Annotated in this window: 19 protein-coding genes and 1 riboswitch; of the genes, 14 read left to right on the plus strand and 5 right to left on the minus strand. The window is 73.3% G+C overall.

The window, feature by feature from the left end; all coding sequences use genetic code 11:
- Positions 1-57: 57 nt before the first annotated feature.
- A complete protein-coding gene (locus D5H75_RS18585) occupies positions 58-702 on the minus strand; it encodes a GntR family transcriptional regulator (protein ID WP_119927736.1) in 645 nt (214 codons plus the stop codon).
- Positions 703-820: 118 nt separating this feature from the next.
- Between D5H75_RS18585 and D5H75_RS18590 the strand changes: the two genes are divergently transcribed.
- The 12 genes from D5H75_RS18590 to D5H75_RS18645 all read left to right on the plus strand — a co-directional run bounded on the left by D5H75_RS18590 (position 821) and on the right by D5H75_RS18645 (position 16,490).
- Positions 821-2,821 (plus strand): beta-galactosidase, encoded by a 2,001-nt coding sequence (locus D5H75_RS18590; protein WP_242454346.1) that lies wholly within the window; start codon positions 821-823, stop codon positions 2,819-2,821.
- Positions 2,818-4,146: an aminomethyl-transferring glycine dehydrogenase subunit GcvPA gene (gcvPA, locus tag D5H75_RS18595; protein WP_119927737.1), complete on the plus strand. Its 1,329-nt coding sequence runs from the start codon at positions 2,818-2,820 to the stop codon at positions 4,144-4,146. Before D5H75_RS18590 ends, gcvPA begins: the two co-directional genes overlap by 4 nt.
- Positions 4,143-5,705, plus strand: a complete 1,563-nt coding sequence (gcvPB, locus tag D5H75_RS18600) for an aminomethyl-transferring glycine dehydrogenase subunit GcvPB (protein WP_119927738.1) — start codon at positions 4,143-4,145, stop codon at positions 5,703-5,705. The genes gcvPA and gcvPB overlap by 4 nt, the downstream gene beginning before the upstream one ends.
- Positions 5,706-5,707: 2 nt before the next feature.
- Entirely contained in the window at positions 5,708-7,087 is a 1,380-nt protein-coding gene (locus D5H75_RS18605) for an ATP-NAD kinase family protein (protein ID WP_202638283.1), read from the plus strand.
- Positions 7,084-7,830 carry an SDR family NAD(P)-dependent oxidoreductase gene (locus D5H75_RS18610; protein ID WP_119927740.1) on the plus strand — a complete coding sequence of 249 codons (747 nt, stop codon included), beginning with the start codon at positions 7,084-7,086 and terminating at the stop codon, positions 7,828-7,830. The genes D5H75_RS18605 and D5H75_RS18610 overlap by 4 nt, the downstream gene beginning before the upstream one ends.
- A gap of 32 nt (positions 7,831-7,862) precedes the next feature.
- On the plus strand, positions 7,863-9,155 hold the full coding sequence (locus D5H75_RS18615) for an ABC transporter substrate-binding protein (RefSeq protein WP_119927741.1): 1,293 nt from the start codon (positions 7,863-7,865) through the stop codon (positions 9,153-9,155).
- 3 nt (positions 9,156-9,158) lie between these two features.
- Positions 9,159-10,100 (plus strand): carbohydrate ABC transporter permease, encoded by a 942-nt coding sequence (locus D5H75_RS18620; protein WP_119927742.1) that lies wholly within the window; start codon positions 9,159-9,161, stop codon positions 10,098-10,100.
- Positions 10,101-10,112: 12 nt separating this feature from the next.
- Positions 10,113-10,982: a carbohydrate ABC transporter permease gene (locus D5H75_RS18625; protein WP_119927743.1), complete on the plus strand. Its 870-nt coding sequence runs from the start codon at positions 10,113-10,115 to the stop codon at positions 10,980-10,982.
- Complete coding sequence (locus D5H75_RS18630; RefSeq protein WP_119927744.1) at positions 10,982-12,643, plus strand: amylo-alpha-1,6-glucosidase; 1,662 nt, start codon at positions 10,982-10,984, stop codon at positions 12,641-12,643. Before D5H75_RS18625 ends, D5H75_RS18630 begins: the two co-directional genes overlap by 1 nt.
- 32 nt (positions 12,644-12,675) lie before the next feature.
- Positions 12,676-13,317 (plus strand): thiaminase II/PqqC family protein, encoded by a 642-nt coding sequence (locus D5H75_RS18635; protein ID WP_119927745.1) that lies wholly within the window; start codon positions 12,676-12,678, stop codon positions 13,315-13,317.
- 137 nt (positions 13,318-13,454) lie between these two features.
- Positions 13,455-14,624, plus strand: coding sequence for a PucR-like N-terminal domain-containing protein (locus D5H75_RS18640; protein ID WP_242454347.1), 1,170 nt, complete (start codon positions 13,455-13,457; stop codon positions 14,622-14,624).
- A gap of 126 nt (positions 14,625-14,750) precedes the next feature.
- Positions 14,751-16,490 carry an HAD family hydrolase gene (locus D5H75_RS18645; protein ID WP_119927746.1) on the plus strand — a complete coding sequence of 580 codons (1,740 nt, stop codon included), beginning with the start codon at positions 14,751-14,753 and terminating at the stop codon, positions 16,488-16,490.
- Positions 16,491-17,062: 572 nt separating this feature from the next.
- Here D5H75_RS18645 and D5H75_RS18650 read toward each other — a convergent pair.
- Positions 17,063-17,884: an SAM-dependent methyltransferase gene (locus D5H75_RS18650; RefSeq protein ID WP_119927747.1), complete on the minus strand. Its 822-nt coding sequence runs from the start codon at positions 17,882-17,884 to the stop codon at positions 17,063-17,065.
- Between the two features lie 80 nt (positions 17,885-17,964).
- Positions 17,965-18,441, minus strand: a complete 477-nt coding sequence (locus D5H75_RS18655; RefSeq protein ID WP_119927748.1) for a MarR family winged helix-turn-helix transcriptional regulator — start codon at positions 18,439-18,441, stop codon at positions 17,965-17,967.
- 160 nt (positions 18,442-18,601) lie between these two features.
- Between D5H75_RS18655 and D5H75_RS18660 the strand changes: the two genes are divergently transcribed.
- Entirely contained in the window at positions 18,602-21,838 is a 3,237-nt protein-coding gene (locus D5H75_RS18660; protein ID WP_242454348.1) for an efflux RND transporter permease subunit, read from the plus strand.
- Positions 21,839-22,080: 242 nt separating this feature from the next.
- Positions 22,081-22,216, plus strand: a riboswitch (cyclic di-AMP (ydaO/yuaA leader).
- 33 nt (positions 22,217-22,249) lie between these two features.
- On the plus strand, positions 22,250-23,266 hold the full coding sequence (locus tag D5H75_RS18665) for a CHAP domain-containing protein (protein WP_242454349.1): 1,017 nt from the start codon (positions 22,250-22,252) through the stop codon (positions 23,264-23,266).
- Positions 23,267-23,452: 186 nt separating this feature from the next.
- On the opposite strand, the gene D5H75_RS18670 is transcribed toward D5H75_RS18665, so the two are convergent.
- Together D5H75_RS18670 and D5H75_RS18675 are read right to left on the minus strand one after the other, a co-directional pair.
- Entirely contained in the window at positions 23,453-25,291 is a 1,839-nt protein-coding gene (locus tag D5H75_RS18670; protein WP_119927751.1) for a hypothetical protein, read from the minus strand.
- 116 nt (positions 25,292-25,407) lie between these two features.
- Positions 25,408-25,782: a DUF5709 domain-containing protein gene (locus D5H75_RS18675; protein WP_119927752.1), complete on the minus strand. Its 375-nt coding sequence runs from the start codon at positions 25,780-25,782 to the stop codon at positions 25,408-25,410.
- Between the last annotated feature and the right edge of the window lie 11 nt (positions 25,783-25,793).

A 25,793-nucleotide genomic window follows, 5' to 3' on the forward strand; every position in this document is an offset into this window, starting at 1 on the left:
CGGAGGCGGGCCGAAGCGCTCACCGGGGCGGGGCTCACCGAGCCGGGCCGGGGCCGGTCAGGGGGCGGGGATCCGGGAGAGCATGCGCTCCATGCCGTTGACCCAGTTGTCGCGCAGGGCCTCGGCGGCGGCGGGGAGGTCGCCCTCGGCGAGGTGCTCGGCGATGCGGCAGTGCTCGGCGGCGGCGCGTTCGAGCGGGGCGTCGTCGCCGGCCAGGAGGTGGGTGTAGCGGCGCATGCCGGCCTTGACGCTGGTGATGAGGTCGAGCAGGCGCTCGTTGGGGCAGCCGCTCAGGAGCAGGTCGTGCCACTCGTCGTCGTGGCGCTCGATGACCTGCCGCTCGGCCACCGCGTCGGGGAAGCCGCGGGCCAGGGCGAGCAGTTCGGGGGCGACGCGCCGCAGGTAGGCCGGGTCGGACAGGCGGAGCGCCAGCGTCTCCAAGGCGGCGACGATCTCGCACAGCTCCCGGAACTCCTTGCGGCTGACCGGGGCGAACCGGAACCCCCGGCCCTGGTTGCTCTCCAGCACCCCCTCCCCGGCCAGGGTGATCAGGGCCTCGCGCAGCGGCGTGCGGCTGACGCCCAGTTCGGCGGCGAGGGCGGCCTCGTTGATGTCGGTGCCCGCCGCGAAGTCGCCGCGGTCGAGCCTGAGCAGCAGCTCCTCCCTGATCTGCTCGCGCAACGGCCGCCGCTCGATCCCCATCTCCACTCCTCCTGACCGGCGTCCCGGCCGTCCGGATCCCGCTCTTGACGACGTCCAAAATACTGCACTAAGAATTCTGCATACAAAATATTACATGTCACATTGAGGAGGTGGCGGCGTGCTGACGCGGGTGCCTGGCCTGCTGTTCGGCGGGGACTACAACCCCGAGCAGTGGCCGGAGGAGGTGTGGGCCGAGGACGCCCGGCTGATGGCCGAGGCCGGGGTGAACATGGCCACGGTCGCCGTGTTCGCCTGGTCACGGCTGGAGCCGCGCCCCGGCGAGTACGACTTCGGCTGGCTGGACCGGGTCCTCGACCTGCTGCACGCCCACGGGATCGCCGCCGACCTGGCCACCGCCACCGCCACTCCCCCGCCGTGGCTCGTCCGCGACCACCCGGAGGCGATGCCGGTGGACGCGGCCGGCACCCGCCTGGAGTTCGGCTCCCGCCAGGGCTACTGCCCCAGCTCCCCGATCTACCGGGCGCACGCCGTACGGCTGGCGCGCGCGATGGCGGACCGCTACGGCGGCCACCCGGCGCTGGCGATGTGGCACGTCGGCAACGAGTACGCCGACCACACGCTCGAATGCTTCTGTGAGGAGTCGGCGCGGCACTTCCGGCGCTGGCTGACCGAGCGCCACGGCGACGTCGCCGGGCTCAACGCGGCGTGGGGCACCTCCTGCTGGGGCCAGCACTACACCTCGATCGACCAGGTGAACCCGCCCCGCAAGGCCCCCGGGCCGATCAACCCCGGGCAACTGCTGGACTGGCGCCGGTTCTGCAGCGACGCGCTGCTGGAGTGCTTCGAGGCGGAGAAGGCCGTGCTGCGCGAGCTGACCCCGGACGTTCCGGTCACCACGAACTTCATGAGCCTCCTGCCCGGCCTGGACTACTGGCGCTGGGCCGAGGCCGAGGACCTGGTCAGCGACGACGCCTACCCCGACCCGGCCGACCCCGCGTCCCACGTGGCGACGGCGCTGAGCTACGACCTGATGCGCTCGCTCAAGCGGCGGCCCTGGCTGCTGCTGGAGTCCGCGCCGAGCGCGGTGTCCTGGCGCGAGGTCAACGCGCCCAAGCCGCCCGGCGTCATGCGGCTGCACAGCCTCCAGGCCCTCGCGCACGGCTCCGACGGCGTCATGTTCTTCCAGTGGCGGCAGGCCAAGTACGGCCCGGAGAAGTTCCACTCCGCGCTGCTCCCCCACGGCGGCACCGCGGCACGCGGCTGGCGCGACACCCTCCGCCTGGGCGACGACCTGCGGAACCTCCACGAGATCGCCGGGACGGGGACCGACGCCGACGTCGCGATCGTGTTCGGCTGGGAGAGCCTGTGGGGCCTGGAGGCGCCGGAGTCCATGCCGTCGGACCGGCTGCGGCTGAAGGATCTGCTCCTCACGTGGTACCGGCCGCTGCACGAGCGCGGCGTCGCCGTGGACCTCGCCCCGCCCGGCCGCGACCTGTCGGGTTACCGGCTGGTCATCGTGCCCAACCTCTACCTGTGCACCGAGGAGCACGCGAAGGCCCTGGCCGCGTACGGCGGGCGCCTGATCGTGGGCCCGTTCAGCGGGGTCGTGGACGCGGCGGACCAGGTGCACGAGGGCGGCGCCCCCGGCCCGCTGCGCGACCTGCTCGGCGTCGCCGTGGACGAGTTCTGGCCGCTGCCCGACGGCGAGACCCAGTCCGTGCGCCTCGTGCCCGGGGCCGTGCGGCCCGGGACCGCGGAGGGCGGGGAGCCGCGGCTGACCGCGCGCACGTGGGCCGAGTGGGTCCGCGTGCTGGACGCCGAGGTGGTCGCCCGCTACGAGGGCGGGGAGCTGGACGGGCTGCCCGCGATCACCCGCAAGGGCGGCGCGACCTACGTGAGCTGCCTGCCCGAGGACGTGACGCCGATCCTGGACCACGCCCTCGCGGAGACGGGCGTCGCCCCGGTGGCCGCGGTGCCGCCCGGGGTCGAGGCCACCCGCAGGGGCGGCTACCTGTTCCTGCTCAACCACACGACCGAGCCGGCGCGGCTGGCGCTGCCCGCCGCCGGGTTCGACCTGCTGTCGCGGCGGCGGCTGGACGGCGAGATCGTGCTCGCCGGCCGCGACGCGATCGTGCTGCGGATCGAAGGAGAGAAGTGACCCACCCCTACATCCCCAACGCCGAGCCCGGCGCGCGGGCCTCGATGCTCGCCGCGATCGGCGCGGAAAGCGTCGGGGAGTTCTACGCCGACATCCCGCCGGACCTGCGCCTGGACCGGCCGCTGGACCTGCCGGCCCCGCTGGTGGCCGAGCACGACCTGGTCCGCCACATGCGCGGCCTGCTCGACCGGACCACGGACACCACGCGCGCGCTGAGCTTCCTCGGGCACGGCTGCTACCCGCACCACGTCCCGGCCGTGTGCGACGAGGTGAACTCCCGCAGCGAGTTCCTGACGGCGTACGCGGGCGAGCCGTACGAGGACCACGGCCGGTTCCAGGCGCTGTTCGAGTACGTCAGCATGATGGGCGAGCTGCTGGAGATGGACGTCGTCAACGTCCCGACGTACGACGGCTTCCAGGCGGCCGGGACCGCGCTGCGCATGGCCTGCCGGTACACCGGGCGGAGCAAGGTGCTGGTCACCTCGGCGATCGCGGCCGACAAGCTGAGCAAGCTGCGCGACTTCCTCGCCCCCGACATCGAGATCGTCCTGGCCCCGGTCGCCGGGAACGGCGAGATCGGCGAGGTCGCCCTCGACGCGGGGTACGCCGCGGTCTACCTGGAGACGCCGAACGTCTACGGCGTGGTCGAGACCCGCGGCCGGGAGCTGGCCGACCTCGCGCACGCGCACGGCGCGCTGCTGGTCGTCGGGGCGGACCCGATCTCGCTGGGCGTCCTCGCGCCGCCCGCGGCGTACGGCGCGGACATCGCGTGCGGGGACATCCAGTCGCTCGGGATCCACCAGAACCACGGCGGCGGCCAGGCCGGGTACATCGCGACCCAGGACCACGAGCCGCTGGTGGCCGAGTTCCCCTCCCGGCTGTTCGGGATCGCCCCCACGAAGGTGCCCGGCGAGTACGGCTTCGGCGACGTGTTCTACGACCGCACCTCCTTCGCGCTGCGCGAGGAGGGCAAGGAGTGGGTGGGCACGGCCGCCGCCCTGTGGGGCATCACGGCCGGGGTCTATCTGGCGCTCATGGGGCCGCGGGGCATGCGCGAGGTGGGCGAGACCATCCTGGCGCGCACCCGGTACGCCATGGACGCGCTGAAGGCGGCCGGCGCGACCGTGCTGCACGAGGACGCGATCCACTTCCGCGAGTTCGCGGTGCGGGTGCCGTCCGCGGGCGCGCTGCTGGACGCGCTGCGCGCCCGGGACATCTACGGCGGCGTCCCGCTGGACGACCGCACGCTGCTGGTCTGCGTGACCGAGCGGCATTCCATCTCGGACATCGACCGGCTGGCCACGGCCGTGCGGGAGGCGCTGTGAGTTCCCACGGAGAGTCGTTCGCGGACCTGCCGGTCGCGCCCAAGCCGCCGCTGCGCCGCTTCCACCAGGCCCGCTGGGACGAGCCCATCATCTTCGAGCTGTCGCACCCGGGCCGCCGCGGCGTCGCCGTACCGGCTCCGGACGCCCCGCCCGTGGAGCTGCCCGAGGGCGTGCGGCGCGAGAACCCGCCGGCGCTGCCGGAGATGTCGCAGCTCCACGTGCTCCGCCACTACCTGCGCCTGTCGCAGGAGAACCTGGGCGTGGACCTCAACATCGACGTCGGCCAGGGCACGTGCACGATGAAGTACAGCCCCAAGGTCAACGACACGTTCGCGAACGCCGTCGCCGAGCTGCACCCGCTCCAGCACGAGGACACGGTGCAGGGCGTGCTGGAGATCTACTGGCGGCTGGAGCGCATGCTCGCCGAGATCTCCGGGATGTCGCGGGTGTCGCTGCAGCCGGGCTCGGGCTCGGCCGCGATCTACGCCAACATCGCGATGATCCGCGCCTACCACGCGGCCCGCGGCGAGGGGCACCGCGACCAGGTCATCACCACGATGTTCTCGCACCCGTCCAACGCGGCCTGCGCCAAGACCGCCGGGTACGAGGTCATCACGCTGATGCCGGACGCCGACGGGTACCCCGACATCGAGGCGCTGCGCGCCGCGGTCGGGCCGCGCACCGCCGCGCTGATGATCACCAACCCGGAGGACACCGGGATCTTCAACCCGCGCATCCGCGAGTTCGTCGAGCTGGTGCACGGGGTGGGCGGGCTGGCCTGCTACGACCAGGCCAACGCCAACGGCATCCTGGGGATCACCAGGGCCCGCGACGCCGGGTTCGACCTGTGCCACTTCAACCTGCACAAGACGTTCTCCACCCCGCACGCCTGCGGCGGCCCCGCGGCCGGCGCGTGCGGCGTCGCCCCGGAGCTGGAGCCGTTCCTGCCGGGGCCGGTGGTCTCCTTCGACGGCGAGCGGTACGGGCTGGAGACGCCGGAGCGGTCGGTCGGCAAGATCCGGCCGTTCCTCGGGGTCACGCCGAACATCGTGCGGGCGTACGCCTGGATCATGGCGCTGGGCGCGGAGGGGCTGCGCGAGGTGGCCGAGACCGCCGTGCTCAACAACAACTACCTGATGCACCAGATCCTCCAGATCCCGGGCGCGTCCGCGCCGTGGGACAAGCGGCGGGTCGAGCAGGTGCGCTACTCCTGGCGGGAGCTGGCCGAGGAGACCGGCGTGCACTCGGAGGAGATCGGGGTCCGCGCCGCCGACTTCGGCGTGCACTACTGGACCAGCCACCACCCCTACCTGGTGCCGGAGCCGTTCACGCTGGAGCCGACCGAGTCGTACTCCCGGGAGGACCTCGACGAGTACGCCGCGATCCTGGCCCACGTCGCCGAGGAGGCCCGCCGGGATCCGGAGTTCGTCAAGGGGGCGCCGTACAACCAGACGATCCACAAGATCGACCCGACGGCGCTGGACGACCCGAAGCGGTGGGCGCCGACCTGGCGCGCCTACGTCCGCAAGCACCTGTCCGGCTCCGGGTCGGAAGGCTGATCGTGTCCGGCGCGTTCACCGCGGGCCTCGTCGTCAACCCGGTCGCCGGGCTGGGCGGCCCGGCCGGGCTCAAGGGCAGCGACGGCGACGACGTGCAGCGCGAGGCCGTCGCCCGGGGCGCGGCCCCCCGGGCGGGCGCGCGGGCGGCGGAGGCCGTGCGCGCCCTGCTCGCCCGCCGCCCGGGCACCCGGCTGGTCACGGTCCCCGGGCCGATGGGCGAGCACAGCGCCTGGGCCGCCGGGGCCGACCACGACCTGGTCTTCATCGCGCCCCCCGCCGACGCCGTACGGCCCGCGCCCGGCGGGGCGGGCGGCGCCGCCGTACGGCTCGCGCCGGTCCCGGCCGCCATCGCGGAGGTCGGCGGGGCCGGGGCGGACGGCGGAACCGGGGCGGACGGCGGGGCCGGGGCGGACGGCGGGGCCGGGGCGGCGGGCGCGGGAGCCGTGGCGTGGGACGAGGTGGCCGGGACGACGGCGGCCGACACCCGGGCCGCCGTGCGCGCCCTGTCCGGCGTGGACCTGCTGCTCTTCGCGGGCGGGGACGGGACCGCGCGGGACGTGCTGGACGCCGTGCGCGAGCTGGGGGACGCCGCGCCGCCGGTGCTCGGGATCCCGGCCGGGGTGAAGGTCTACTCCGGCTGCTTCGCGGTGAGCCCGGCGGCGGCGGGGCTGCTGGCCGCCGAGTACGGCGAGTACGGCGAGTACGGCGAGCGCGCCGCGTCCCCGGGCCGCCGGGGCGCGGGCGGGCTGACCGAGGCCGAGGTGGTGGACCTCGACGAGGAGCCGTACCGCGCGGGCCTGGTCTCCGCCCGGCTCTACGGCACGCTGCGGGTGCCCGCCGCGCGGGAGCGGCTGTCGGGGCGCAAGACCGGCTCGGGGACCCTCGCGCCCGGCACGGCCGAGGGCATCGCCCGCGAGGTCGTGTCGCGGATGCGGCCGGGCGTGCGCTACGTGCTCGGCCCGGGCGCGACCACCGCCGCCGTGGGCAGGGAACTGGGGCTGCCCACCACCCTGCTCGGGGTGGACGTCGTCGAGACGGGCGGGGAAGGCCCCCGCCTGGTCGCCGCCGACGTCTCGGAGCGGGAGCTGTTCGAGCTGGTCACCGGCCGGGAGGCGGTCGCCGTCCTGTCGGTGATCGGGGGCCAGGGGTTCCTGCTGGGGCGGGGCAACCAGCAGCTCTCGCCCCGGGTGCTGCGCGCCGTGCGGCACCTGCTCGTGCTGGCCACCCAGCAGAAGCTGGCCGCGCTCGGCGGCCGGCCGCTCCTCGCCGACACCGGCGAGGAGGACACCGACAGAAGGCTCGGCGGGCACGTCCAGGTGATCACCGGATACCGCGAGAGCACGATCTACCGCGTCGCCGCGGCGAACGAGGAGCACATATGAACACCCTTGCCGGAAAGGTCGCGATCGTCACGGGCGGCGGGTCCGGGATCGGCCGCGCCACGGCGCTGCTGTTCGCCCGCGAGGGCGCGAAGGTCGTCGTGGCCGACATCGACGCCGACGGCGCCGCCGCGACGGCCGCCGAGATCGGCGCCGACGGGCTCGCCGTACCGGCGGACGTCTCGGACCCGGCCGACTGCGAGCGGGTCGTGAAGAGCGCGGTGGACGGCTTCGGCCGGCTGGACGTGCTGTTCAACAACGCCGGGATCATCCGCCGCACCACCGTCCTGGACCTGGACGCCGGGGAGTGGGACCGGGTCATGGCCGTCAACGTGCGCTCGGTGTTCCTGATGTGCAAGTACGCGATCCCCGCCATGACGGAGGGCGGCTCGATCGTGAACACGGGCTCCGGCTGGGGACTCAAGGGCGGCGGCAACGCGATCTCCTACTGCGCGTCCAAGGCCGCCGTCGTCAACATGACCCGCGCGCTGGCCATCGACCACGCGCGGGACGGGATCCGGGTGAACTCCGTCAACCCCGGCGACACCGACACGCCCATGCTGCGCGAGGAGGCGCGCCAGCTCCGCGAGGACTGGGCGGCGTTCGCGGCCGACGCGGCCGACCGGCCGATGGGCCGCGCGGGCTCCCCCGAGGAGATCGCCCAGGCCGTCCTGTTCCTGGCGAGCGACGCCTCCAGCTACGTCACCGGTTCGGCCCTCGTCGTCGACGGCGGCGGCCTCGCCTAGCCCCACGCACCATCCCCCGAAGGAGTAAGACCATGAAGCGTGCGTTAGCCGTACTCGCCCTGACGGCGATGGCCGCGGCCGCGTGCAGCGGCGGCGGGGGCACCGGCCCCGGCGTGCGGCAGGACGGCGGATCCGGCGGCAAGGTGACCATCCGGTGGTCCACCTGGGGCTCGGCCGACGACATCAAGCTGTACGAGGAGTTCACCCAGGACTTCGAGAAGCGCCACCCCAACATCAAGCTGAAGCTGGAGTCGGTGCCGAAGTACGCCGACTACCACCCCAAGCTGCTCACCCAGCTCACCAGCAAGACCGCCCCGGACGTGATCTTCGTCGGGGACGACAACATCGGCAAGTTCGTCACCGCGGGCGTGCTGACCCCGCTCAACGACAAGCTGGCCGGCCCGGACTCCAAGAGCCGTCCGGAGGACTTCGGCGAGGGCCTGTACGGCGGGGCCAAGCGCGACGGGACGATCTACGGCGTCCCCAACGACACCAACCCCGAGGTGCTCTGGTACGACAAGAAGGCGCTCCAGGCGGCCGGGATCACCGAGGACCCGGCGGCGCTGCACGAGGCCGGCCAGTGGACCATGGCCAAGTACCTCGACATGAACGCCCGGCTCAAGGCCGCGGGCAAGGCCGGGTCGCTCTTCTGGAACTGGTACGGCTCCACCTACAGCTTCGTCGGCGGCTTCGGCGGCAAGGTGTGGGACGGCGGGAAGTTCGTCGCCACCACCGACCCCAAGACCCGGCAGGCGCTGGAGACGCTGGCCAAGGGATATCAGGACAAGACGTTCCTGTGCGTGGACCTGCTCCCGGAGAGCGACAGCGCCAACACCCAGTTCGTCAAGCACAAGGCCGGGTTCTACGCGGGCGGCCGGTGGATGATCGACATCGTGAAGAAGGGCGGTGAGCAGGACAACTACGACATCGTCCCGTTCCCCTCCCCCGACGGCAAGCCGATGCCCGGCGCGGTCGCGGCGTCCTACCTCGCGCTGAACAAGGACACCGAGCACCCGAAGGAGGCCTTCACCTTCCTGACCGAGTTCGTCAGCAAGGAGGGGCAGCTCATCCGGCTCAAGAGCGGCGGCGCGGTGCCGTCCGTCAAGGGCGCCGAGTCGCTGGTGCTCGAAGGCGGCTACCCCAAGCACGCCAAGACCTTCATCGACGTGCGCGACACGGGCTTCGCCAACTACCCCGAGGAGGTCGCCGTGCCGGGCCTCACGTTCGCCATCAACGAGCACCTGCTCAAGGTCTGGCAGGGCAAGCTGCCGTTCGACCAGGGCATGACCGAGCTGCAGAAGCTCGTCGAGAACCACAAGGGCTGAGTCATGGCCCTCCTCACCCGGGCCCGCCCCCGGGCCGCCGCCGCCCCGCCCGCCGGGCGGGGCGTGCGGACCCGGGACGGCTGGTGGGCCGCGTTCTTCCTGGCGCCGCAGGTGCTCTGCCTGCTGCTGTTCCTGGCCTTCCCGCTGGCGTTCGCCCTGGTGCTGGCGTTCGTCCAGTGGGACGGCCTGGGCCCGGTCACCTTCGTCGGACTCGACAACCTGGGCGCGCAGCTCACCAGTCCCGCGTTCCTGGACGCCACCTGGAACACCATCAAGATCGCGCTGATCACGGTCCCCGTCGGGCTGGGGCTCGCGGTGGCCATCGCCGTGGGCCTGAACAGCATCCGCGGCCGGGCCGCGCACGTCTACCGGGTGCTGTACTTCCTGCCGGTGGTGACCAGCTCGGTCGCGGCGGCGCTGATGTGGCAGATCATCCTGGCCGACAACGAGAACGGGGTGCTGAACACCTCGCTGGAGCGCTGGTTCGGGATCAGCGGGCCGGACTGGCTGTTCGACCCGCAGTGGGTGATCGTCTCCATCTCCATCGTGACGATCTGGTCCTCGCTCGGGCTCAACGTGGTGATCTTCCTGGCCGGGCTCCAGACGATCCCGCCGCAGCTCATGGAGGCGGCCCGGATCGACGGGGCCGGCCCCTGGCGCACGTTCAGGTCGATCACGCTGCCGATGCTCTCGCCCACGGTCTTCTTCTCCACGATCGTCGCGGTGATCAGCTCTCTCCAGGCGTTCGACCAGATCTACGTGCTGGTCGACCCGTACAAGAACGAGGGCGCGCGCACGATCGTGTACCTCGTATGGCGCCTGGGCTTCCGCGAGTTCCAGCTCGGCCCGAGCAGCGCCGCCGCGCTGCTCCTGCTGGTGCTGACCCTGCTCGTCACGCTCGTCCAGTTCGCGGCGCAGAAGCGCCTCGTCCACTACGACTCCTAGGGGCGCGAGAACATGGCCGCGATCACCCCCACCCCCGGCACGCCCGGCACGCCCCGCCGCGTCCGTCCCGGGCAGGCGGCGCTGCACGCCGTGCTGCTGCTCGGCGGGCTCGCCATGCTGTTCCCGTTCGTCTGGATGCTGCTGACGTCCTTCAAGGGCGTGCACCAGATGATCAACAATCCGCTCGACTGGCTGCCGGACCCGTGGCGCCCGCAGAACTATCCCGACGCGCTGGGCAAGATGCCGTTCGGGCGGGCCTACTGGAACAGCCTCTACATCGCCGTCGTCACCGTGGCGCTGACGCTGCTCACGTCGGCGATGGCCGCCTACGCCTTCGCGCGGATCAGGTTCCGCGGCTCGGGCGTGCTGTTCGTGCTGTTCCTGGCCACCCAGATGGTCCCGATCCAGGTCACGCTGGTGCCGCTGTACCTCATGCTGGCCAGGATCGGCCTGGTGGACTCGCACCTGGCGCTGATCCTGCCGGCCGTGGCCAACCCGTTCGCGGTGTTCCTGCTGCGGCAGTTCATCCGGGCGGTCCCGGTGGAGCTGGAGGAGGCGGCGCGGATCGACGGCGCGGGCCGCTTCCGGATCTTCTGGAGCGTCGTGCTGCCCAACATCCGGCCCGGGCTGGGCGCGCTGGGCATCATCACGTTCCTGACCTCGTGGAACTCCTTCCTGATGCCGCTGGTCTTCCTCAACACCGAGGAACTGGCCACGCTCCCGCTGCTGCTCCAGCGGTTCTCCGGGGAGCACGGGGCGGTCGAGTACGGCCTGATCCTGGCCGCCTCGGCGATCGCCGTGGTGCCCACCCTGATCGCGTTCCTGATCGGGCAGCGCCGCATCATCAACTCGATGGCCGCCTCCGGCCTGGGAGGTCGCTGATGTCCGTGTCCATGACGCTCGACCTGCGCGAGCGCCCCTTCACCGACCGCGGGTCCCGGCTGCTGGTCATGGCCTGCGACGACGGCTCGCTGCGGATCGCGCGGGCGCTCTACGAGACCCCTCTCGCGGACACGACCGTGCTCACGGGCCTGCGGGTCCTCGCCGGCGGGGCCGAGGCCCGGGTACGGCGGGCCGCGCCGGACCGGGTGGAGTTCGACGGCGGGGCGTGCCTGGCGTTCGCCGACGCCGAGACGCTCGTGCTGACCGCCCCCGGCCCCGGGTTCGAGGCCCGCTGGGACGGCGGCGGGGCGGCCGTGGACGGCTGCCTCGCCCTGACCGGCGGCCCGCCCGGGGCACCGCCCGGCACTCTGTCCGGCACTCTGTCCGGCACTCTGTCCGGCACTCTGTCCGGCTCGGCGCGCCATGACGGCCCCGCGGTCCTGGCCCGCGCGGCGCAGCGGTGGGCCGCGTGGTTCGCGCGGATGCCCGCCGTACGGGCCGACCTGCGGGAACGGGCCGAGCAGGCGTGGTGGACGCTGGGCGTCAACCTGGTGGACATCCGGGGGCACGAGGCGCTCGTGCCCTCGAAGTACGGATATGTCGGGCTGTGGAACTGGGACGCCTGCTTCCACGCGGTCGGCCTGCGGCACGGCGCGCCGGAGCTCGCGCGCGAGCAGCTCCGCGTCCTGCTCGGCCACCAGCTCCCTGACGGGCTGCTGCCGGACGTGGTGCACGACCACGGCGTGCTCGCCGAGACCACCGACCTGCCCCGGTCCGACCACGCCCGGCTGGCCCAGCACGTCGGCGGGGCGCGCGAGGGCGACGGGCCGATCGGCGGCGTCGTCCCGGTGACCAAGCCGCCGCTCACGGCCTGGGCGGTCTGGAAGATCCACGAGGCCGACCCGGACCCGGCGTTCCTGGCCGAGGTCTACGAGCCGCTGGCGCGGGCGCAGGAGTGGTGGTTCACGCACTCGGACCCGGACGGGGACGGGCTGCCCGAATACCTGCACCCCTACTCCTCCGGCCTGGACGACAGCCCGATCTGGGACCACGGCCCCCGCGCCGAGCCGCCCGACCTCAACTCCTACCTCGCCCACCAGTACGACCGGCTCGCCGACATCGCGGAGGTCCTGGGCCGCGGCGCCGACGCGGCCCGCTGGCGGGAGCGCGCCGGCGAGCACACCGCCCTCCTGGTACGGCGGCGCTGGTCCGGCACGCGGTTCCGGACGATCGCGGCGGGCGGGTCGCCGTACGAGACGGTCGTGGAGACCCGGACGCCGCTGGAGCTGATGCCGCTGTTCACCGGGCGGCTGCCCGCCGAGATCGCGGACCGGCTGGTGGCGGACCTGCGCTCGCCGGCCTTCTGGGGCGAGCGGCCGGTGCCGACCGTCGCGTTCGGCGACCCGCTGTTCGAGCCGGACGCGATGTGGCGCGGGCCGGTCTGGCTCAACGTCAACCACCTGCTGATCGACGGGCTGCGCCGGTCCGGGCACGCGGGCACGGCGGACGAGCTGGCGGACCGCACCCTGGCGATGGTCCGCGACGGCGGCGGGCTTTACGAGTACTGGAACCCGCTCACCGGGGCCAGGGCCGCCCGCGCCACGAGCGGTTTCGGCTGGTCGGCCGCGCTGTTCCTGGACCTGGCCGCCGCGTCCGCTTGACGCTCCCGGGGCCGGGTGCTGGGTTGGAGGGCATGAAGGCCGAAGAGATCATCGAAGCCGCGCGGGCCCGCACCCGCCCCCAGCCGAACCGGTTCCTGGAGGAGCTCGCCGCCGGGCGGGTGACCGAGGCGGGGCTGCGGCGGCTGGCCGGGGAGCAGTACCGGATCCTGGTGAGCGACCGCCGCAGCTTCTCGCTGCTCGCCTCGCGCTTCCCGGAGAACCCGGCCGGGGACCTGTTCCTCGGGCTCGCGGCCGGGGAGGGCCGGGCGCTGACCCTGCTGCACCGCTTCGCGGGCGCGTTCGGCTGGGCCGAGCCGGACCTGACCGCCTACGAGCCGCACCCGTCCGCGCAGGCCTACCCGGCGTTCGTGGCCCAGTGCGCCGCGTACGGCCCGCGCTCGGCGATCGTGACGGCCATGCTCACCAACCTCGACGAGTGGGGCGGGTACTGCGCGCGGGTCGCGGAGATCCTGGCCGGGCCGTACGGCCTGGCGGAGGAGGCGGTGGAGTTCTTCCGGTTCTTCTCGGCCCCGCCGCCCGGGTTCGCCGCCCAGGCCACCGCGGTGATCCAGGCCGGGCTGGACGCCGGGGACGACCCGGCCGAGGCCGTGCGCGCCGCCCGGCTGCTGCACGCCTACGAGACGTGGTTCTGGGACTCGCTGCTGGAGCTGTGAACGCGGCGGGCGCGGCGGGCGGCTTGTCACCCGGGTGACAAAGGGGCCGCGAGAGTGTGAGTGCGGGCACGCAGATGCGCCCGCCGCGGCGGGGTACCGTGCGCTGACCGCGAGAGCTTTCCCCCGGGGAGGTCCGCATGTCAGCGCCGCCCGCGCCGTGGCCCGCTCTGTCGAGGGAGGTGGTGGACCGGCTCAAGCCGTACATGGCCGCGATCTCCGAGGAGATGATCGAGGAGATCTACGCGGGCATCGCCGAGTACGCCCGGCCGGGCGACGAGGCGTACGGCCACCACATCCGGCTCGGCGTCGAGCAGGCCGTGCAGCAGTTCATGGTGTGGGTCCGGGAGCCGGAGAAGTCCCGGGAGCGGGTCGCCGAGGTGTTCCACACGCTGGGCAAGGTCGAGGCGGCCGAGGGGCGCAGCCTCGACTCGCTCCAGCAGGCGATGCGCACCGCGTCCCGCATCGCCTGCCGCCGCCTCACCGAGGAGTGCGAGCGCCTGAACCTGACCACGCGCACGGTGGGCGCGCTCGCCGAGGCGATCTTCGTGTTCCTGGACGAGATCGCCGCCGCGGCCTCCGAGGGGTACGCCAAGATGCGCGCCCGCTCCGCCGGGGAGATGGAGCGCCGCCGCCTGCGCCTGCTCGACCTCCTGCTCGCCGAGCCCGCCGCCCCGCGCGACGCCGTCGCCGAGCTGGCCCGCCTGGCCCAGTGGCAGGTCCCGCGCACGGTCGCGGCGGTGGCGCTGGACGAGGCCGGATTCCAGATGCCCGCCCTCCCCGCCGACGTCCTGTCCGACCTGGGCCGGGCGCAGCCCTGCCTGATCGTGCCCGACCCCGACGGGCCCGGCCGCCCGCAGATGCTCGACCGCGCCCTGCGCGGCTGGCGCGCCGCCGTCGGCCCGACCATGCCCGTCTCCAGGGCCGCCCGCTCCCTCCACTGGGCCAGGCTGGGCCTCCAGCTCGCGCGGAGGGACGCGGGGGCCAACGGCTCGGGCGTCTTCCGCTGCCAGGACCACATGATCGACCTGATCGTGCACAACTCCGAGGAACTGGTGGACCTCCTGGCCGCCACCCGCCTGGCCCCGCTGGCCGACCTGCGCCCCCACCAGCGCGACCGGCTGTCGGAGACGCTGCTCGCCTGGCTCCAGCACAGCCGGGGCGCACCCGAGATCGCCGCCCGCCTCCACGTCCACCCGCAGACCGTCCGCTACCGCCTGCGCCGGATCGAGGAGCTGTTCGGCGACCAGCTCCAGGACCCCGACACCCGCTTCGAGCTGGAGGTCGTCCTCCGCGCCCGGCGCGACTGATCCGCGCCCGTCCCGGCGGCCGATCGGTCCCGGCCGCGTGCCGGATGACCTCGGCGTTCGCCCCGGCGGCCGGGGGTCCCCCCGCGCCCGCGGGTGTGAAACCGGTGGGGCGGGAACCGGGTTGGCATGCGGTATCACGCGCTGGCCTGTGACTACGACGGGACGATCGCGCACGGCGGGACCGTGGGCGAGGAGACGATCGGGGCGCTGGAGAGGGTTTCGCGATCGCGGCGGAAGCTCATCCTCGTCACCGGGCGGGAGCTGGACGACCTCTTCCGGGTGTTCCCGCACTGCGACCTGTTCGACCTGATCGTCGCGGAGAACGGAGGCGTGCTGTACGAGCCGGCCCACCGGACCGTACAGCCGCTGGCGGCGCCCCCGCCGCCGGCGTTCGTGGAGCGGCTGCGCGCCGAGTGCGCCTCGCCGCTCGGGGTGGGGCACGTGATCGTGGCCACGCGCGAGCCGTACGACAAGGCGGTGCTGGAGGCGATCCGGGACATGGGGCTGGAGCTCCACGTGATCTACAACAAGGGCGCGGTGATGGTGCTGCCGCCCGGGGTGAACAAGGCGAGCGGGCTGGCGGCCGCGCTGGAGCGGCTGAACATGTCGCCGCACAACGTCGTCGGGGTGGGCGACGCGGAGAACGACCACGCCTTCCTGTCCGCCGCCGAGTGCGGGGTGGCCGTCGCCGACGCGCTCCCCTCGCTCAAGGACGCCTGCGACCTGGTGCTGGCCCGGCCCGACGGGCAGGGCGTGACCGAGCTGGCCGAACGTCTCCTGGACGACGACCTCGCGGACGTGGACGTCTCCCGCTGGGACGTCGTGCTGGGCCACACGCGCGACGAGTCGGAGGTACGGCTGGCGCCGTACGGCTCGGGCGTGGTCGTGGCGGGGCCGTCGGGGAGCGGCAAGTCCACGGCGGCGACGGCGCTGCTGGAACGGCTCACCTCGCGCGGGTACCAGTGCTGCATCATCGACCCCGAGGGCGACTACGCGGAGTACCCCGACGCGAACGTGCTGGGCGACCCCGAGCGGGTGCCGACGGTGGAGGAGGCGCTGCGGCTGCTGGAGCCGCCCCGGCAGAGCCTGGTGGTGAACCTGCTGGGCATGCCGCTGCGCGACCGGCCGGCCTTCTGCGCCGAGCTGCTGCCCCGGCTCGCCGGGCTGCGCGCCCGGCTGGGCCATCCGCACTGGGTGATCCTCGACGAGGCCCACCATCTGCTCCCCGCCGAGCTGGGCGAGATCCCGCTGCGCTCTCCCGAGGACGTCGGCGCGCTCCTGATGATCACCGTGCACCCGGAGTCGATCAGCCCCGCCGCCCTCACGCAGGTGGACACCGTGGTCGCCGTCGGGGACGACCCCGAGCGGACCCTGTCCGCGTTCGCGGGCGCCCTGGACCGCCCCGCGCCGGAGCCCGCGCCCGGCTGGGACGACGCCGACCTGGTCCTGTGGCGTACGGCCGAGGGCGCGGCCCAGGCGGTGCGGCTGCTGCCGGCCCGGGTGCAGCGGACCCGGCACCGCCGCAAGTACGCCGCGGGCACGATGTCGCGGGACAAGAGCTTCTACTTCACCGGCCCGGACGACCGGCTGAAGCTGCGGGCGCGCAACCTCGACATGTTCCTGGAGCTGGCCGAGGGCGTGGACGACGAGACCTGGCTGCACCACCTGGAACGCGGCGACTACTCGTCCTGGATCCGCGACAAGGTCGGCGACGACGAGCTGGCCGGGCACGTCGCCGAGGTGGAGCGCGCGGGCGGCGACCCCCGCGAGACCCGTGAGCGCGTGGCCGACCTGGTCAACCGCCGCTACACCCTCCCGGCCGAGCCCACCGACTACGACCCCGACCACGACGACGACACCCGCTGAGCCCGCCGTCCTCACGACGCGTCCCCCGTGCCGTACGGCGGGCGCGGCGCGAGGTCCGTGCCGCCGTACGGCCGGCGCGAGGTCCGTGCCGCCGTACGGCCGGCGCGAGGTCCGTGCCGCCGTACGGCCGGCGCGAGGTCCGTGCCGCCGTACGGCCGGCGCGAGGTCCGTGCCGCCGTACGGCCGGCGCGAGGTCCGTGCCGCCGTACGGCCGGCGCGAGGTCCGTGCCGCCGTACGGCCGGCGCGAGGTCCGTGCCGCCGTACGGCCGGCGCGAGGTCCGTGCCGCCGTACGGCCGGCGCGAGGTCCGTGCCGCCGTACGGCCGGCGCGAGGTCCGTGCCGCCGTACGGCCGGCGCGAGGTCCGTGCCGCCGTACGGCCGGCGCGAGGTCCGTGCCGCCGTACGGCCGGCGCGAGGTCCGTGCCGCCGTACGGCCGGCGCGAGGTCCGTGCCGCCGTACGGCCGGCGCGAGGTCCGTGCCGCCGTACGGCCGGCGCGAGGTCCGTGCCGCCGTACGGCCGTGCCCGCCGTACGGCCAGGGGGCGGCCGGCGCGGCGCGGCTCGGCGCGGCTCAGGTGAGGGCGCCGACCCCGGCGAGGAAGACGCCCTGGCCGGTCGGCGGAGGGGCGTCGGCGCGCCACCGCTGGGCCGGGACCAGGCCCGGGTCGAGCAGTTCGAAGCCCTTGAAGAAGGCGGCGATCTCGGCCGGGGACCGCAGGTGCATGTTCGCGGTGCTGCGCCGCCACGCCTCGGCGGCGGCGGCCGCTCCCCCGGGGTTGCCGCCGGGGCTGGCGTGGGTGATGACCAGGTGGCTGCCCGGCGGCATCGCGGCGCGGAAGGTGTCCAGGACGCCCATGGGGTCCTCCTCGTCGGAGACGAAGTGCAGCACCGCCACGAACAGCACCGCGACGGGCTCGCCCAGCTCGAACATCGCCGCGACGCTCGGGTCGGCCAGGATCGCGGCCGGGTCGCGCACGTCGCCCTGGATCACCCGGGTGTGCGCGTCGCCCGCGAGGAGGGCGCGGCCGTGGGAGAGCACGATGGGGTCGTTGTCCACGTAGACGACGTGGCTGTCCGGCTGCGCGGCGCGGGCGATCTCGTGCACGTTGCCCTGGGTGGGCAGGCCGGCCCCCAGGTCGAGGAAGTACCGGATGCCCAGGTCGCCGGCCAGGTGGGTGACCGCGCGGCGCAGGAAGGCCCGGTTGTCCTTGACGGCGGCCAGGACCTCGGGCGCGGCGGCGATCACCCGGTCGCCGGCGGCGCGGTCGGCCGCGAAGTTGTCCTTGCCGCCCAGGAAGTAGTCGTACATGCGGGCGGGGCTGGGCACGTCGGGATCGATCTCGGCGGTGGGCGCGGCCTGCGGGATCTCCGACCAACGGGGGAAGCGGGTCATGATCGGGAACGTAGCACCGGCGGGCGGACGGCGAAGGGACCTTCCGGACATCCAACCGGAAACCCTTCTTACCCGGCGGGTCAGGAGACGTCGAGCTCCCGGTCCTCGCCGGACTCGGCGACGTCGGCCTCCAGCGCGGCGTACACCTCGTCCATGATCCGGGCCAGGTCCCGCAACGTGCCGGTGTCGAGGCGGTGCAGGACGCGCCGCTTGCGCTCGCGCCCGGCGTCGGAGACCTCCTGGATCACCCGCAGGCCCTCCCCGGTCATCTCGACCCGGCGGACGCGCCGGTCGCTGGGGTCCTCGCGGCGCCGGACGAGGCCGCGGGCGACGAGGCGGTCCACGATGCCGGTGGCGGTGGCCAGGCCGACGCCGAGGCGGCGGGCGAGGTCGTTGGCCGGGACGCTGTCCTCCATCTGGAGCACCATCAGCACCTTGAGCTGCTGCATCGTCAGATCCAGCGCCATCAGCCCGACCGACCGCTCCCGCGCGCTCAGGCGGAGGAACTGCCGCTCCGACCGCTCGATGGCGTCGATCAGCGCGTCCTTCTCTTCCATCAACACCTCTCTGTGCCCGGCTAAAGGTACCCGCTCCGGAACTGATGCAACGCCTCGCCCGTATAGTCAGTGTGGAGCGAAGTAATTTGCCGCTCCCGCGCCCGGACGGCGCGAGCCGTACAGCCGCGCCCTCAGGGCACACCGTGTCATACGCACAACCGTGTCATCCGCACAACACGAGGACATCCCCATGTCGAAGCTGGCCGGGCTCAGCCTTGCCAACCGCAGCCTGATCGCGCTGGCGACCATCCTGGTCATGGCGTTCGGGTTCGTGGCGACCGCCTCCCTGCGGCAGGAGCTCATCCCCTCGCTGGAGTTCCCGATCGCCGCCGTCGCCACGCCGTACCAGGGGGCCTCCCCCGATGTCGTGGAGCGTGAGGTCACCGAGCCCATCGAGAACGCGATCAAGGGCGTCGAGGGACTGGAGACGATCACCTCCACCTCCCGGACGGGCATGTCCAGCGTCCAGGTGGAGCTGGCGTACGGCACCGACCTGGACCGGGCCGTGCAGGAGATCCAGCAGGCCATCGGCCGCATCTCCGGGCGGCTGCCGGACAACGTGGACCCCGTCGTCCAGGCCGGCAGCTTCGACGACTTCCCGGTGATCCAGATGGCGGCCAGCGCGGGCATGACCCAGCAGGAGCTGTCCCGCAGGCTGGAGAGCGCCGTCGTCCCCGCGCTCAAGGGCATCGAGGGCGTGCGCGACGCGACCGTCACCGGCGTGCGCAAGCAGGAGGTCTCGATCCTGCTCGACCCGGAGAAGCTGTTCGACAAGGGCCTGAACAACCAGACGGTGACGCAGGCCCTGCAGGCCAACGGCCTGGTCCTGCCCGGCGGCAGCCTCGACGCGAACGGCCGCGCCCTGTCCATCGACGTGGGCCGCTCCTTCCGCTCCGTCAAGGACATCGAGAACATCTACCTCGCCCCGGCGCCCTCCCCCATGATCCCCGGGCTGCCGCCGCAGGCGCCGAAGAAGCCGGTCAAGCTCGCCGACGTGGCCACCGTACGGATGATCGAGGCCAAGGCCACGGCGTACACCCGCACGAACGGCCAGCCCACGCTGGGCATCTCGGTCACCAAGACCCGCGACGGCAACACCGTGCAGATCTCCGAGGAGATCCGCGAGAAGGTCGCCGAGCTGCGCACCACGCTCGGCCCGGGCGCGGACCTCACCGTGATCACCGACCAGGCCCCCTTCATCCAGGAGTCGATCGAGGGGCTGACGCACGAGGGCCTGCTCGGCCTGATCTTCGCGGTGGTCGTGATCCTGCTGTTCCTGTTCTCCTTCAGGTCCACCCTCGTGACCGCCGTGTCGATCCCGTTGTCGCTGCTCATCGCGATGATCGGGTTGTACGCCGGGGACCACTCGCTGAACATCCTCACGCTGGGCGGCCTGACCATCGCCGTCGGCCGCGTGGTGGACGACTCGATCGTGGTCCTGGAGAACATCAAGCGACATCTGGAGTACGGCGAGGCGCGCGGACCGGCGATCCTCACGGCGGTGCGCGAGGTGACCGGCGCGGTCACCGCCTCGACGATCACCACGGTCGCCGTGTTCCTGCCGATCGGCCTGGTCGGCGGGCAGGTCGGCGAGCTGTTCCGGCCGTTCGCGGTGGCGGTGACGATCGCGCTGCTGGCCTCCCTGCTCGTGTCGCTCACGATCATCCCGGTGCTGGCGTACTGGTTCCTCAAGCCCGGCCGCGCGGTCCTCAAGGCGCTGGACAAGGCCGGCGACGACCCCGCCGCGCGTGAGGCCGCCGTCCGCGAGATCCGGGCGCGCGCCGACGAGAAGGAGCGGCGCAGCCTCCTGCAGCGGTCCTACGTGCCGGTGATCCGCTTCGCCGTACGCCACAAGGTGATCACGATCGTGGTCGCCCTGGTGATCTTCGTGGGGACGTTCGGGCTGACCTCCGGGCTCAAGACCGACTTCCTCGGCGACGCGGGCGCGAACACGCTCAACGTCACCCAGCAGATGCCGGCCGGCACGTCCCTGGCGGCCACCGACGCCGCCGCCCGCAAGGTCGAGCAGGCCGTCAGAGAGCTGGACGGGGTCGACAACTACCAGGTCACCGTGGGCGGCAACGGCGGCGGCGTGTTCGGCGGGGGCGGCGGCAACCGCGCCCGGTACACCATCAACACCAAGCCGGACATCGACCAGACGGCGTTCGAGGACTCGCTGCGGCGCAAACTGGCCGGGCTCGACGGCGTGGGCACGCTCCAGATCAGCGAGGCCGGCGGCGGCGGGTTCGGCACCTCGATCGAGGTGCTGGTCCAGGCGCCCGACCAGGAGAGCCTGGAGGCGGCGACCGCGCAGGTGGTGACGGCGGTCAAGGGCGTCCAGGGCACCGCGGACGTGGCCAGCGACCTGGCCGCGGAGGAGCCGGGCGTCTCGGTGACCCCGGACCGGCGCAAGGCGGCCGAGGCGGGCCTGAGCGACGCCCAGATCGCCCAGGCCGTGCAGACGGCGCTGAACGGCACCCGCCAGAGCGCGCTGGTCGGCGGCGAGCAGCGCGACGTGTACCTGCGCTCGGGCGTGGTGCCGGAGACGGCGGCCGACCTGCGCAAGCTCGACATCACCTCGCCGACCGGCAAGACCGTGGACCTGGAGGACGTCGCGACGGTGCGCGAGGTGCGCCGCCCGACGCAGCTCAGCCGCGTGGACGGCGAGCGGGCCGCCAAGGTGACGGCCAAGCCGGAGGGCCGCGACCTCGGGACCGTCACGGCCGACCTGACCGAGCGCGTGAACGCGCTGACCCTGCCGCAGGGCGCCAAGGCCTCCATCGGCGGCGTCAGCGCCGACCAGCAGGAGTCCTTCGCCCAGCTCGGCATCGCCCTGCTGGCCGCGATCGCCATCGTGTTCCTGGTGATGGTGGCCACGTTCCGCAGCCTGATCCAGCCGCTCATCCTGCTCGTGTCGGTGCCGTTCGCGGCCACCGGCGCGCTGGGCCTGCTGCGGATCACCGACACGCCCATGGGCGTCGCGGCGATCATCGGCATGCTCATGCTGGTCGGCATCGTCGTGACCAACGCCATCGTGCTCATCGACCTCATCAACCAGTATCGCGCCGAGGGCATGGGCATCCGGGAGGCCGTGATCGAGGGCGGCCGGCACCGCCTGCGGCCGATCCTGATGACGGCGGTCGCCACGATCTGCGCGCTGCTGCCGATGTCGCTCGGCCTGACCGGCGGCGGGGTGTTCATCTCGCAGCCGCTCGCGGTGGTCGTGATCGGCGGCCTGGTGAGCTCCACGCTGCTCACGCTGGTGCTCGTCCCGACCCTCTACACGCTGGTCGAGGAGGTAAAGGAACGGGCCCGCCGCGGGCGCGGGCGCCGCCGCCCGCAGGAGCCCGGTCCGGCGGCCGAGAGCGCGCGTCCGGAGCTCGCCGCGCGCGCCTGATCACCGTCCCCGCGATCTCGCAGGAACCCCGGTGTCACCGGGGTTCCCGCGAGATCTTTTTTATGCGCCGAACCGTGATGTGACGGAGATCGACGATCTTTTCCGGACCGTGATACGACGCCGTGATCGCCGGAGTGGCAAGGTAGATCCTTTTTGGATTTTACCTATCCCGTTTTGGCAAATCGGGCGAAACGTTATTACAGTTCCGGACACAGGTCGGGTGTACGCCTTCGTCGGAGGCGCCCGGCCGACCGCCGAGTCCCGCGTCAGCGGGAGCCGGGGACCCAGGTTCCATTGGGGTGAATCCGCACGTCAGCGGTAGGGCTACTCCTGGCCCGAACCCGTCAGCTAACCCGGTAGGCGGCCAAGGAGGAGCAACGGCTTTTTTTCATGGATCCAATCTCTGAAAACATGCTGAAAGTGGTCTCGGAGCAGATCGGGTACACCGAGGGCCCCGGCGGCTACAGCAAGTTCGGCGACTGGTACAGCGTCAACATCGACAAGGACCCGGTGTTCAAGAACGCCGCGTGGTGCGACATGTTCCTCACGTGGGCGGGCCACAAGGTCGGGGCGCAGGAATACGTCGGCGAATTCGCGTACACCCCCTACCACGCGGCCTGGTTCAAGGAGCAGGGCGCCTGGACCGACAAGCCCGAGCCCGGCGCGATCGTGTTCTTCGACTGGGGCGGCTCCAAGGAGATCGACAACATCGATCACGTGGGCATCGTCGAGAAGCCCGGGGAGAACGGCAAGGTCCACACGATCGAGGGCAACTCCGACGGCATCTTCGTCAAGCGCCAGGTGCGCGACGAGGGCGACATCGTCGGATACGGCCTGCCGGCCAAGGTGAAGGAGCGGAAGGACGCCGAGGCCGCCAAGGCCCAGGCCCTGACCCCCACCGAGGCCCCCACCCCCGCCCCCGCCGAGGACGCCGCCCAGGCTCCCGCGCAGGCCCCGGCGGCTGCCGAGCAGTCGCTCGCCACCCTGTTCGGCCTCACCCCGGCCGGGAACCAGGCGGCCGCGCGGAAGGCCGAGGCGGACGCCGGCAAGACCGCGGCGACCACCCCGGACGCCCGGCCCCAGTCCGCGCGGAAGGCCGAGTCGTCCGACACCGCGGCCGTCCCGGTGAGCGGCGGCGGCAACGGCGGCAACGGCGCTGACGGCGGGTCGCTCCCGGCGCAGCAGGTCAGCCTCAACGGCGGCACGACGGCGCTGGCCGCGCACGCGATGCCCAGCCTGCCGCCGGCCGGCGACGCGGTGCAGTACTCCGCGGTCCCCGCGGGCGTGCTCACGGCGCTGCTCGCCACCGCGGTGATCGCCGCGCAGGTGCGCACCCGCAAGCTCTCCCTCGCCGCGCTCAAGCCGGCCGCGCTGGTCCAGCGCGTCCGCGGGAGCCGGCAGGGCCGCCACCACAGCGTGGACGAGTAGAGCCTCCCCGAGTCCGCGGGCGCGCCACCCACCCACTTCGCGCCCCGCGGAGCCCCGAGGCCGGGACGGTCCCCCGCCGTCCCGGCCTCACCCCTTTCTCCCGCCTTCCCTCACGACCTGGAATCCGCGGCCTGCCGGGCCCCGGGCTTTCCCGCGAGGCCCTGGCATTCAGCGGGGGCCGGCCGCTCAGCGGCGCGACAGCGTGCGGGCCACCCCGGCGGCGATGGTGGTGGCGAGCAGCCACCCGGCCGCCACCAGCCCGAACGCGAACCACTGGAACGCCCCCTCCGGGTTGAACGCCCGCTCCTGCCCCAGGTCCACGATGGGCAGCAGCAGGTCCAGCGTGTAGATGAGCGGGTTGAAGTGCGGCGCCTCGTTCTCCTTCAGCGCCTGCGGCTCGTTCGCCGCGTACACCCCCGTCCCCACGCTGAGCAGGACCACCAGCCACAGCGCCGCCCGCCAGGGCTGGAAGCCGTACCCCACGGTGACCTCCTGCAGCACGTTCCAGGCCCGTCCCAGCGGCCCGAGCGTGCTCCGCTGCCGCCGTTCCTTGGCGTACAGCACCCGCCGCGCGTCCAGGTGGTGCCCGATCCGGGTGTAGGTCGCCGCGAGCTGCTCGTACGGCTGCGCCGCGAACGGCCCGCGGGCCAGCCAGCGCAGGCGGTCGCGGGCGGGCAGCACCGGCTCCAGCGTCTCGTAGACGAGCCCGCCGGCCTCCAGCGTCTCCGGCCAGGTCTCCGGCCGGTCGCGCAGCACCGACAGCTTGGCGTGCCGCAGGTTCACCTCGCCCTCGGGGCGCTCGGCCGGCTGGAACTCGATCTCCTCGGCCGTGAGCGAGGGCGCCCGCAGCGCCGGCCCCGCCGGGTTGACCAGCCGCGCCCCGGACATCGTCAGCCGCCCGATCCGCGCCCCCGAGATGCGCAGCTCGCCGTGGAACACCGCCTGGTCGGCGAACCAGTCCGACCCGACCTCGATCCGTGAGGCGCGCACGGCGATGCCCCCGGGGTTCTCGAACCTCCCCCCGAACATCAGCACACGGCCCCCGACCCGCGCCGTGCGCAGCCGTACCTCGCCCTCGGCCCGCACGTGGTTGAGCATGAGCGCGTCCCCGACGACCATGCCGTCGCCGTTGATCGCGCGCCCGGTGGCGCCGCCGCCCGCCCTGGTGCCGTTCAGATCGACGCGGCCCTGCACCTGCAGGCCCACGAGGCGGATCTCCCCCTCCGAGACGAGGTGGGCCTCGACGTTGGCGATCGTGGCGCGCTCCAGGTTGAGCGTCAGGCCCCCGGGGTTGGCCAGGGTGGCGTCCTGGATCGTGAGGTTGCCGCTCAGGCGCGCGCCCGGCAGCCGCATCTCGCCCTCCACATGGAAGCCGCGCGAGCAGAACACGCCGCCCTCCACGACCGCGCCGCCCAGCCCGAGCGCGACGCTGCCGGGGTGGACCAGCCGCGCCCCGTTGAGGATCACCCGGCCGGACACCCGCGCGTTGTAGAACCGGATCCGCCCCTCCACCGACAGGCCCCGGGCGGCCAGGTCCCCGTCGACGGCGATGTTGGACGCGTTGACCGGGTCCTCGCCGGACGAGCCGATCTCGGTCTCGTCGAGGTAGAGCGAGCCGCCGATCCGGGCCCCGCGCAGGATCAGCGGGCCCGCGAACCGGCAATCGGAGAGCACCAGGCCCCCGTCCGTGCGGACGCCGCGGGCGTCCAGGCCGGGCAGGCGGCTGCCGCTGAGGTCGATCGCCTTGGTGCTCGCCTCCAGGAACACCGGGGCCTCGTCGAACTCGCACCCGCGCATCAGCACCGGCGCGTTGAGCTGGGCGTACGACACGTCCAGCGGGCCCGTGACCCGCGCCCCGAGCACCCGCACGGCGGGCACGCGGCCGGCGGCGGGGGTGCGCCCGCCGAGCAGGAGTTCGCTGACGAACTCCGCCCGCACCTCCTGCCCGGTCCCCTGGAGGTCGACGAGGCCGCCGTGGGGGAAGGCGGCCCACAGGGCGCGTTCGGGCTCGGAGAGTGCGTTCACGACATCGCCCCCAGTGCGTACGGCATGGGGACGATGGTGGCGGAAGAGCGGCGCGCGGGCCACCGGGCCGGCGGGCCCGTCCGGTCGCCGGGCCGCGCGGGCCCCGCGCCCGGCGCCTACTCGGGCCGGTAGACGCGCATCGCGTCCTCCTCGGCGGTGTAGCCGCCGAAGTCGCCGCCCACGTCCTCGGCGATCGCGTCGGGCTCGGTGTCGAGGTGCACGCCCTCGTCGGGCTCAACCAGCCGCCCCGCCGTCTCCCGCACGCTCCCGGCGTACTCCGCCTCGGGCTCCTCGCGCGACAGCCTGCGGTCCAGCGACTCGCCCTGGGCCTGCTCCTCGTCGGTCGTGCCGAACTCCTCCACGCCGGCCGGGCGCTCGCCCGGGATCGGCTGCTCCTGCGGGTCCACCGACCACATGCGCTCGGGGCTGCTGTCCTGCAGGTCCGGGATTCCCTCGTCCTCCTGCCGGGACCGGGGGTCGTGCTCGGTCATCGTCGGCCTCC

The sequence above is a fragment of the Bailinhaonella thermotolerans genome (assembly GCF_003594875.1).
GTDB classification, from domain to species: domain Bacteria; phylum Actinomycetota; class Actinomycetes; order Streptosporangiales; family Streptosporangiaceae; genus Bailinhaonella; species Bailinhaonella thermotolerans.

Bases quoted from the DNA above. Each gene is read 5' to 3' on its own strand.
- D5H75_RS18585 (WP_119927736.1), bottom strand. From the start codon at position 702: ATGGGGATCGAGCGGCGGCCGTTGCGCGAGCAGATCAGGGAGGAGCTG.
- D5H75_RS18635 (WP_119927745.1), top strand. From the start codon at position 12,676: ATGAAGGCCGAAGAGATCATCGAAGCCGCGCGGGCCCGCACCCGCCCC.
- D5H75_RS18650 (WP_119927747.1), bottom strand. From the start codon at position 17,884: ATGACCCGCTTCCCCCGTTGGTCGGAGATCCCGCAGGCCGCGCCCACC.
- D5H75_RS18630 (WP_119927744.1), top strand. From the start codon at position 10,982: ATGTCCGTGTCCATGACGCTCGACCTGCGCGAGCGCCCCTTCACCGAC.
- D5H75_RS18665 (WP_242454349.1), top strand. From the start codon at position 22,250: ATGCTGAAAGTGGTCTCGGAGCAGATCGGGTACACCGAGGGCCCCGGC.
- D5H75_RS18610 (WP_119927740.1), top strand. From the start codon at position 7,084: ATGAACACCCTTGCCGGAAAGGTCGCGATCGTCACGGGCGGCGGGTCC.
- D5H75_RS18645 (WP_119927746.1), top strand. From the start codon at position 14,751: ATGCGGTATCACGCGCTGGCCTGTGACTACGACGGGACGATCGCGCAC.
- D5H75_RS18615 (WP_119927741.1), top strand. From the start codon at position 7,863: ATGAAGCGTGCGTTAGCCGTACTCGCCCTGACGGCGATGGCCGCGGCC.
- D5H75_RS18675 (WP_119927752.1), bottom strand. From the start codon at position 25,782: ATGACCGAGCACGACCCCCGGTCCCGGCAGGAGGACGAGGGAATCCCG.
- D5H75_RS18620 (WP_119927742.1), top strand. From the start codon at position 9,159: ATGGCCCTCCTCACCCGGGCCCGCCCCCGGGCCGCCGCCGCCCCGCCC.
- D5H75_RS18640 (WP_242454347.1), top strand. From the start codon at position 13,455: ATGTCAGCGCCGCCCGCGCCGTGGCCCGCTCTGTCGAGGGAGGTGGTG.
- D5H75_RS18655 (WP_119927748.1), bottom strand. From the start codon at position 18,441: ATGGAAGAGAAGGACGCGCTGATCGACGCCATCGAGCGGTCGGAGCGG.
- D5H75_RS18625 (WP_119927743.1), top strand. From the start codon at position 10,113: ATGGCCGCGATCACCCCCACCCCCGGCACGCCCGGCACGCCCCGCCGC.